This window comes from Mycobacteriales bacterium (assembly GCA_035995165.1).
Classification (GTDB): domain Bacteria; phylum Actinomycetota; class Actinomycetes; order Mycobacteriales; family CADCTP01; genus CADCTP01.
The window spans coordinates 1-8,832 of the sequence record DASYKU010000064.1; the positions used below are offsets into that span (position 1 = coordinate 1).

Below are 8,832 nucleotides of genomic sequence, written 5' to 3' on the forward strand. Positions count from 1 at the left end.
GCTGGCACCGATCGGCGACACCGAGGTGGCCGCGCTGGCGTCGTCCATCCTGCCGATGGACGACGCGCTCCTGCGGCGGGTGATCGCCGCCGCGGAGGGCAACCCGCTGCTCGCGGTCGAAAGCAGCCGGGTGGTCGCCGCAGGTGGGACCGGACCGCCGCCGAACCTGCGGACCGCGGTCCGGGCCACCGCCGGACTGCTCCCGGCGCCCGCGCAGACGCTGCTCGGGATGCTGGCCGTGGCCGGCCGCCGGTCGTCGGGCTCGTCGAGCCCGAGCGCGAACTGGCCCGGATCGTCCGGGCCCTCAGCTCTCTCGACCCCGACTCCGGCGCCGAGCCCGACCCCGGACTGGAACCCACGAGGTGACCACATGCCCACTTTCGCGCTGAGCGCCCGCAGCTCGGCCCCGGTCGAGGAGGTATGGAAGCTGCTGCACGACCCGACCCGGTTCCCCGAATGGTGGGAGGGCATGGGGCGGGTCGTCGCCGGGCCGGACGGCGACTACACGATGTGGCCGGCGGGACACCCCGACTTCCCGATGGCGCAGCGGCTGGAGGCGGGCAGCCGCGACGGCCGGGTGACGATCTCCTGCCTCGTGTCCGACGTGGTCTTCCGCTGGCAGCTGCGGGTTGCCGGCGAGGCGAGCGACATCGACGTAGAGGTGGAGCTGCCCGAGCACCAGGCGCACCGGTTGCCGGACCAGCAGCACGCGATCGGGCGCTCCCCTGCGATCCCTGGCCGCGCTCGCCGCCCGCGGATCGGTCGCCAGCCCCGGCGGCTGACCAGGAGGCCAGGCTGACAGGCTCCCCCACACCGAGGCCGGCGGGCACCGCCCCTCCGTGGTGCGGCCTCCGTCGTGAGACGGAGACACAGTTCCGTCCCGCGGCCGAAGACCGTGGAGCGACGCGCCGGCAGGCTCGACGACATGGACATCACCACCACATCCGCGCCGCCGGCCGTCGTCGCCGAAGGGCTTACCAAGCGGTACGGCCGCACGACCGCCGTCGACGGCCTCTCGTTCACCGTCCGGGAGGGGGCGGTCACCGGCTTCTTCGGCCCCAACGGCGCCGGGAAGACGACCGCCCTCAAGCTCCTCGTCGGCCTCGCCCGGCCCACCGCCGGCCGGGTCCGTGTCGCCGGCGCCGAGGTCACCGGCACGATCAGCGACCCGACCCGGGTCGGCGTCTTCATCGAGTCCTGCGGCGCCCACCCGGGCCGCACCGCCCGCGCGCATCTCACCGCGCTCGCCACGCTCGGCGGCATCCCGCGGCGACGGGTCGCCGAGGTGCTCGACACGGTCGGACTCACCGAGGCCGCCGGCCGCCGGGTCGGCGGCTACTCGATGGGCATGCGCCAGCGGCTCGGTCTGGCCACGGCACTGCTCGGCGACCCGCAGATCCTCGTCCTCGACGAGCCGGTCAACGGCCTCGACCCGCGCGGGCTGCGCTGGCTGCGCACGCTGCTGCGGTCGCGCGCCGCGAGCGGCCGGACGGTGCTGCTGTCCAGCCACGTCCTCAGCGAGGCGGCGCTGACCGTGGACGACGTCGTCGTCGTCGACCGCGGGCGGCTCGTCCACGCTGGCCCGATCGGGGAGCTGCAGGCCCGGCACGGCGCCCTTGAGGACGCGTTCCTCGACCTCACCGGCGGGACGTTGGCATGACCGCGCTGCTGGCCGGCGAGCTGCGCAAGACACTCACCACGCGCACGCTGTGGGCGTTCGTGGCGGGCGGTCTCGCGTTCGCGGCGCTCAACGCGGTGATCATCGGCGCCGCATCAGGCACGCTGAGTCGTGTGACCGAGAAGCAGGAGGCGTTGTCCGCGCTTCCGGTGCTCGTGCTGACCTGGGCGCTGGTCGGGGCCGCGGGGGAGTACCGGCACCGGACGGCGGCCCCGGCGGCGCTCGTCGCCCGACGCGGCCGCGGCACGCTGCTCGCGGCACGGCTCGCGGCGTACGGGGTCACCGGTCTGGCCCTCGGCGTCGTAGTCTCCGCCGTGTCGGTCGCCGTCGCCTTGCCGCTGCTGGCGCGGATGCCCGGCCCGGCGCTGACCGCCGGCCAGGTGGGTGACGTGGTCGCCGGCAACGTCGTCGCGGCCGTCCTCTCCGCGGTGCTCGGTGCGGCGGCCGGGGCGCTCGTACGGAGCCAGGTCGTCGGCGTCGTCCTGGCGCTCGTCGTGAACTTCGCCGTCGTGCCGCTGGTGTCCGGTGCCGACGAGGGCCTGGCGAACTTCACGCCGTTCGGCGCGTCCTCGGTGCTCACCGGCATGACCCACGACACCACGCTCACCGCCCTGTCCGCCGCCGGGGTGCTCGCGCTGTGGACGGCGGCGACGGCCGTGGCGGCGGTCTCCGCCGAGTCCCGCCGCGACCTGGCGTGATCGTGGAGATCCGGCACAGCGTCACGAGGTGGCGCGACGCGGTGGTCCGGCGCCGCGCCGTGCTGCTCGACGTTGCCGTCGCCGCCGTCACGACCGGCATCGAGATCGGGCTCCTTGTCGACGGGTGGCCTGGCTGGACGGCCACCGCGGTCGTGCTCAGTGTCCTGACCGGTGCGACGCTGGTGCTGCGGCGCCGCTCGCCGCTTGCCGTGCTCGCCGCGACCCTGGCGGGCACGGCGGCGGTCGTCGCGGTCAGCGGCGGCGGTTTCCCCGGCGGCGCGCCGGTGGTGGTCGCGCTGTTCACGGTTGCCGAGCGGCGCGACCGGTGGACGGCGGTCGCCGTCCTCGTGCCGGCCGCCGTCCTGCTCCAGGTCTGGGCGGTCGCGCAACCGGCGGTGAGCGTGATCGCGGTCATCGCGGGCGCGTACCTGCAGACCCGCCGCCGCTACACCGCCGCCCTCGAGGAGCGCGCCGCCCAGCTGGAGCGCGAGCGGGAGCAGCTCAACCTCATCGCGGCGCAGCGCGAGCGCGCCTCGATCGCCCGGGACCTGCACGACATCGTCGCCCACTCGGTCACCGTGATGCTGCTCGGCGCCCGCGGCGCGCGGGACGTCCTGCACACCCGGCCGGACGTCGCCGACGACGTCCTGCGCCGGGTGGAGGCCGGCGGCGAGGAGAGCCTGGCCGAGCTGCGCCGGATCCTCGCCGTGCTGCGGGAACCGGCCGGTCGTCCCGGCGGCGAGCTCATCGAACCGGCCGAGCTCGCCCCAGCGCCGTCGCTCGACCGGCTCCCCGAGCTCGTCGGCCACTTCCACGCGGCCGGGCTGCCGGTGCGGCTCCAGATCGACGGCGACCGCCGACCGCTGCCCGGCGGCCTGGAGCTGTCCGCGTACCGCATCGTCGAGGAGGCACTCACCAACGTGGCCAAGCACGCCCGCGCGACCGACGTCGCCGTCCACCTGCGCTACCGCCGCGACGGGCTCGAAGTCCGGGTCGAGGACGACGGCGAGCCGCGCCACCCCGCCCCCGGCGAGCCGGGCGCGGGCCGCGGGATCCTCGGCATGCGCGAGCGCGCAGTCGCCCTCGGCGGCCGGCTCGAGGCCGGCGTCCGGCCCGGCGGCGGCTTCCAGGTCGCCGCCGACCTCCCCGCCGGCGGCGCCGCGTGACCGCGTCACCCGGGCGGCCCGAGCCCCCCGCGCGGTCCGCGCCGTCCGGGGCCGACGCGCCGGACCGGCCGATCCGGCTGGTGATCGCCGACGACCAAGAGCTGGTCCGCCTCGGCCTGCGACTCGTGCTCGAGGCGCACCCGGACGTTGACGTGGTCGGCGAGGCGGCGGACGGCGTCGAAGCGGTCCGCGTGGTCGGCGAGTTGCGGCCGGACGTCGTCCTCATGGACGTCCGAATGCCGCACCTCGACGGCATCTCCGCGGTCCGCCGCCTGGTGGCGGACGCAACGCTGGACCCGCCGCCGCGCGTCATCGTGCTCACCACATTCGACCTCGACGAGTACGTCTTCGGCGCGCTCCGTGCGGGCGCCGCCGGGTTCCTGCTCAAGGACGCGTCGCGGGATCGGCTGCTGGAGGCGATCCGCGTCGTTCATGCCGGTGACGCGCTGCTCGCGCCGTCGATCACCCGCCGCCTGGTCGAGGATTACGCGCGGCGCCCGCAACGTCCGACAAGCTCAGCGAATCGACCGGAACAGCCAGTGGGCGGCCTCACGCCGCGCGAGCGCGAGACGCTCGTCCTCGTCGCCCGCGGCTTGTCGAACGCCGAGGTCGCCGCACGGCTCGTGGTCTCGGAGGCGACGGTGAAATCGCACGTCAGCGCGGTCCTCACGAAGCTCGGCCTGCGCGACCGGGTGCAGGCCGTGGTGTTCGCCTACGAGCAGGGACTCGTCGTGCCCGGCGAGGAGTAGCTACCGAGCGGACCGCGACCGTGATCACCCGGGAGGGAACCGAAACCCAGCGAACGAAGCGGGCTCGGTCGATGCAACAGACCCGTCCCAGGTCAGGACTACGACGCGCGATGGGCCTTGGTCTTGCCGGTAGACCGTGACCCGACGCCTACGAGGCTTGCTCGGCCTGCCCTGAGTCCAGGTACCGGCTCAACATCTCAAGGGCGGCGATCACCCGGATCAAGCCGACCTGCGGAATCGTCTGCACGAACACCTCGGCGATGTCCTGCTGGGACAGGCCGAGGTGCAATGCGGTGCGGATGGCGGTCCGGGAGGCACTCTCCGGCTGGACAGTCGCGGCCAGCACGGCGAGCCGGACGATCGAACGTTCCCGCATGCTGAGCTGCTCGCGACCCCAGATGTCGGCCATCACGCTGCCCAGGGCGAGGCGGTCGAAATCGGGCACGACCCCGTTCAGCTGTCGGAAAAGCGCATCCACCGCGCCGGGACTGATCTGGTCGGACAGAGCTCGGCCACGCTCGACGCGATCGGTGTCTGACTCGGTCATCGGTAACTCCCCTCAGGGCTGGCTGGATTGCCAGCGGCCGGACACCAGGACCGTATTGACGCCGGTAGCCGCAGTCCATGCCGCGTTCCGGGGCGCGGTCCACCGTTCGCCTGAGCCGGCGCGGCTCGGTGTTCCGCGCCGCGGACCGGCGTCTTGTGGGGCCGCCGCGCGTCGGCGGATGGTGTCCCCGGGTCGATGTCCACACCCGCGGGGGGAATTGCAATGCTCGACAGGCGGACATTCCTTCGCACGGCCGGCGCCGCTGGGGTGGCCCTGCTCGCCGGTCCGGCCGCGTTGAGTGCCTGCGCGGGCGACCCGCAGGCTCTCCAGGGTCCGCTGCGGCCGGTCCAGTACGGCACACCCGCCGGCCCGGCCAGCGTCCTGCTTTCCTGGTTCGCGATCGCCGATCGGCTCGGCTACTTCGCCGAGGAGGGCGTGGAGAGCACGGTGAAGGCCGTTCCGGCCCCGCTCCCGCTCGTCCAGGCCGGAAAGCTGCAGGCTTCCGTCCAGACCCCCGCGGAGCTGCTGCCGTTCCTGGCGCAGAACCCGGCCAGCGACCTCATGGTCGTCTGGACGTCCGTGCCGCGGCCCTTCCTCTGGACGGTGGTGCCCGCCACCAGCACCGTCCGGGACTTCAGCGAGCTCAAGGGGAAGACACTGGCGTGCCTCGGACCGGGCGGGCTGTGGTGGTTCATCGACGCCATGTGCACCCAGTCCGGCCTGCGGCCCGGTGACGTCAAGAAGGCGGTGGTCCCGGCGGGTGCCGCGCTGGTGGCTGCCTTCCGGAAGGGCGAGATCGACGCCGGGATCTATCCCGACGCCCAGGTCGTCCAAGCGAACGAGCAGCTGCGGGGCGACCCGATCGGACCCCTCCGCGTCCTACCCATCCCGGCGAGCCTGCAGAAGACCGGCGGGACCACCAACATCCTCAAACGCTCCACCCTGGAGAAGAACGGGGACTTCTACGCCGGCTACCTACGCGCGCTGGTAAAGGGCTTCACGTTCCTCAACGCCAACGTGCCCGCCGGGATCTCGATCCACCTGGACGCCTTCCCGACGCTACGCCAGCCCAATGAGTCGCGCCGGCAGACGATCGACCGGCTGGCAAAGGAGCTGCAGCCCAGGCTGGACGTGTCCGGGCCGCCGGACTGGGCGACCGAGAAGCACCCCTGGGGATGGACGTACAAGGAGAACCTGTCCGGCTGGGAGGAGATCATCCCGGTGCTGGCCGGCAAGAAGCTCGACCTGGCGAAGCTCTACACCAACGAGCTGGTCAGCCGGGCACACGACTTCGAGGCCGCCGAGATCGTGAAAGCGGCCCGCGCCCATCCGGTCGAGTGAATCCTCCCGGTAGCGGGATGAAGACGAGCGACGCTGTCTAGTCCGGAGCGATTTATACGAGCAGTCGCCGGCCGGACCACACCACCGCGACCTCGCCGCACGCCACCGCAGGCCGCCGGCGCCCGACAGTGCCGTGGGCAAGGTGCTCCTCGCCGCAGCCAGCGGATGCCGCCGGTTGGGCGGCTTCGTCGGGCGCTGCGGGACTCCGCACCCACCGGGCGGCTGGACGCGACGGCCCTCGGGGCGGGGTCGCATCCGGACTCGGCAGCGGGGCTTCGCTCTCCACCTGATGGGCGACGGGACGGCGGAGCTCGCGACGCCGATCGGCGTCGGGGCGGTCCGGTCGCGGCGCCGCCCGGGTCCGCCGGGCGGATAGCCCGTTCGACCGCGGCTCACTGAAGCTGCAGTACCAGGTCGCCGTCGCGCCCGCAGCCCTGCTGCAGGCGCGATCCGCCGGCCCGCCGTCCTGAGGCAGGCACCGTGTCCTGCGGGCCGCCGCCCGGCACGTCGGTGTTCCGCACCCCGGAACACCGCCTTGTGCCCGCGAGCGGCCGGGCGATTGGCTTGGTCCGCTGTCGCCGGAGCCGGACCCGACCGGGATGCCGACCGGCGAGATTGGGCGCCCATGACTGTACTGCGGCTGGACCACCTGTCGAAGACCTACCCGCCGGCGCCAGCACCTCGGTCGCGGCGCCGACCGATATCGACCCTGACGTGAGATCGTCCGAGTCCGTGGTCGTGGTCGGACCAAGCGGCTGCGGCAAGAGCACCCTGCTCAGGCTCGTCAGCCCGACCAGTGGCGCCGTCCGCCTCGAGGCGGCCAGCCACGCGAGACTCCCGAGCATCAGGATGGTCTTCCAGTCGCCGCTCCTGCTGCGCTGGCTGACCACCCTGGGCAACGTCCTGTTCCCCGCACGCCTGCTCGGCCGAGCGGCGAAGGCCCGGTTCAGCACCGACGGCATCGAGGCGGCGGTTTCCCTCGCCGACCGCGTCATCGTGCTCTCACCCCGGCCGGGCCGGATCATCCGGAGCGTGCCGATCGGCGCCGCCCGGCCGCGGATCTGGGATGTGCTCCTCGCCCCGGAGATCGCCCGCCTGGTGGCCGAGGTCCGCGCCGAGCCGGCCCTCTCGCTGCGGGAGCGGCTCGGAGTACCGAGATGAACGTCGACGCGGCCACCACGTCCCGGCCGGTACTCCAGGAGGAGTCCGCGGGAACCGGTCCGCAGCGAACGGGCTCGCGAGGGGCCTTCCTGCGGCGGCACCGGGTCCGGCTGGCCGTCCAGGCCGCCACCATCGGTGTCATCCTGCTGAGCTGGCTCCTGCTGGTACCGGCCCTCGACGTGCCGGCCTACCTGTGGCCGCGGCTGCCCGAGGTGGCCGATGCCTTCCGGCTCATCTTCGTGACCATCCCGGCCGAGCAGGGAGTGCTGACGCCGGGGGGCGGCATCTACGACCTCGTCCAGACGCTCACCGCCACGCTCGTCGGCTACGGCGTCGGCGCCGTGGTAGCCCTCGTCCTGGCGCTGCTCGCGAGCGAGTTCCGCATACTGGACTACGTCGTGCAACCGATCGTCAGCGCCTTCCAGGCACTGCCGAAGATCGCCCTGGCGCCGCTCTTCCTCGTCTGGTTCGGCCTCGGCATGCTGGGACACATCGCGCTGGTCGTGTCCCTGGTGGTCTTCCCGGTAATGCTCAACGCGTACGCCGGGCTGCGGCAGGTCCCGGAGGACTACCTGGAGCTCGCCCAGACCTTCGGGACGGGGCGGCTGCGGACCCTGTTGCTGGTGCGCCTGCCGGCGTCGCTGCCGTCGGTGTTCACCGGTCTGTCCATCGGCATCCTCTACGCCTTCCTGGCGGCGATCGTGGCCGAGTTTCTCAGCGGACAGTCCGGTCTGGGCGCCCAGCTCGTGATGGCGCAGGCCAACTCCAACACAGCCGGCGTCTTCGCCGTGCTGGCCGTGCTCGGCGTGCTCGGTGCGGCGCTCAACGGCACCGTCGCGCTGATCGGCCGGCGGGTCGTCTTCTGGACCGGCAAGCGGTGAGGGCGGGTACCGAACGATGCGCGACGCGAAGATCCTGGTGACCGGTGCGACCGGGCAGGCGCTGCGGCCGGCGGTGGAGGCGCTGGCGGCCGACAACGAGGTGTGGGTACTCGGCCGCTTCACCGACGCCGGGCTGCGGTCGGCGTTCGAGGCACGGGGAATCCGGACCGTCCGCTGGGCGATGGGGGAGACCAGCCTGGCTGGCCTCGACACCGACTTCACCTACGTGGTCCACGGCGCGCCGCTGCGGGGCCAGCCCGATGCGAACACGGCTGCGCAGGCCAACGCGGTGGGGGCCGGCGAGCTGATGGCTCACTGCCACAGCGCGCGGGCGTTCCTCTTCCTGTCCACCTTCGGCGTGTACGCGCGGCGGGCGCGGCCGTACGAGCCGGTCGCGGAGACCGAGATGCTGGGCGGCGACGCGCCGTTCGCGCCGAGCTATCCGGTGGGCAAGCTGGCCGGGGAGGGGACGGTGCGCGCGTTCGCCGCGGTCCTCGGGTTGCCCGCGACGATCGCCCGGCTCAACGTCTGCTACGGACCGACCGGCTGGGGCGGCCTGCCGGTCGAGCTGTTCGGCCGGTTGCTGGCCGGGCTCCCGCTCTGGCTGCCGC

The 8,832-nt window shown here is 73.4% G+C and carries 10 protein-coding genes; 9 read left to right on the forward strand and 1 reads right to left on the reverse strand.

Annotation, left to right across the window (positions count from 1 at the left end):
• The 5 genes from VGP36_10670 to VGP36_10690 all read left to right on the forward strand — a co-directional run.
• Positions 1–799: hypothetical protein (locus VGP36_10670; protein ID HEV7655173.1), on the forward strand; the 799-nt coding region annotated here is incomplete at its 5' end.
• A gap of 126 nt (positions 800–925) precedes the next feature.
• A complete protein-coding gene (locus VGP36_10675; GenBank protein ID HEV7655174.1) occupies positions 926–1,660 on the forward strand; it encodes an ATP-binding cassette domain-containing protein in 735 nt (244 codons plus the stop codon).
• The gene (locus VGP36_10680; GenBank protein ID HEV7655175.1) at positions 1,657–2,376 is read left to right on the forward strand and encodes a hypothetical protein; all 720 of its coding nucleotides are present in this window, start codon (positions 1,657–1,659) and stop codon (positions 2,374–2,376) included. The genes VGP36_10675 and VGP36_10680 overlap by 4 nt, the downstream gene beginning before the upstream one ends.
• Entirely contained in the window at positions 2,373–3,542 is a 1,170-nt protein-coding gene (locus VGP36_10685; GenBank protein HEV7655176.1) for a sensor histidine kinase, read from the forward strand. The genes VGP36_10680 and VGP36_10685 overlap by 4 nt, the downstream gene beginning before the upstream one ends.
• 80 nt (positions 3,543–3,622) lie before the next feature.
• Positions 3,623–4,291: a response regulator transcription factor gene (locus tag VGP36_10690; GenBank protein ID HEV7655177.1), complete on the forward strand. Its 669-nt coding sequence runs from the start codon at positions 3,623–3,625 to the stop codon at positions 4,289–4,291.
• A gap of 148 nt (positions 4,292–4,439) precedes the next feature.
• Here VGP36_10690 and VGP36_10695 read toward each other — a convergent pair whose 3' ends face one another.
• Positions 4,440–4,838, reverse strand: coding sequence for a carboxymuconolactone decarboxylase family protein (locus VGP36_10695; protein HEV7655178.1), 399 nt, complete (start codon positions 4,836–4,838; stop codon positions 4,440–4,442).
• Positions 4,839–5,105: 267 nt separating this feature from the next.
• Between VGP36_10695 and VGP36_10700 the strand changes: the two genes are divergently transcribed.
• From VGP36_10700 to VGP36_10715, 4 genes are all read left to right on the forward strand, one after another.
• Entirely contained in the window at positions 5,106–6,179 is a 1,074-nt protein-coding gene (locus VGP36_10700; GenBank protein HEV7655179.1) for an ABC transporter substrate-binding protein, read from the forward strand.
• A gap of 537 nt (positions 6,180–6,716) precedes the next feature.
• Positions 6,717–7,340, forward strand: a complete 624-nt coding sequence (locus VGP36_10705) for an ATP-binding cassette domain-containing protein (GenBank protein ID HEV7655180.1) — start codon at positions 6,717–6,719, stop codon at positions 7,338–7,340.
• A complete protein-coding gene (locus VGP36_10710) occupies positions 7,337–8,221 on the forward strand; it encodes an ABC transporter permease (protein HEV7655181.1) in 885 nt (294 codons plus the stop codon). Before VGP36_10705 ends, VGP36_10710 begins: the two co-directional genes overlap by 4 nt.
• A 16-nt stretch (positions 8,222–8,237) precedes the next feature.
• Positions 8,238–8,832, forward strand: a 595-nt coding sequence (locus VGP36_10715) for an NAD(P)-dependent oxidoreductase (protein ID HEV7655182.1), incomplete at its 3' end; no start/stop codon positions are given.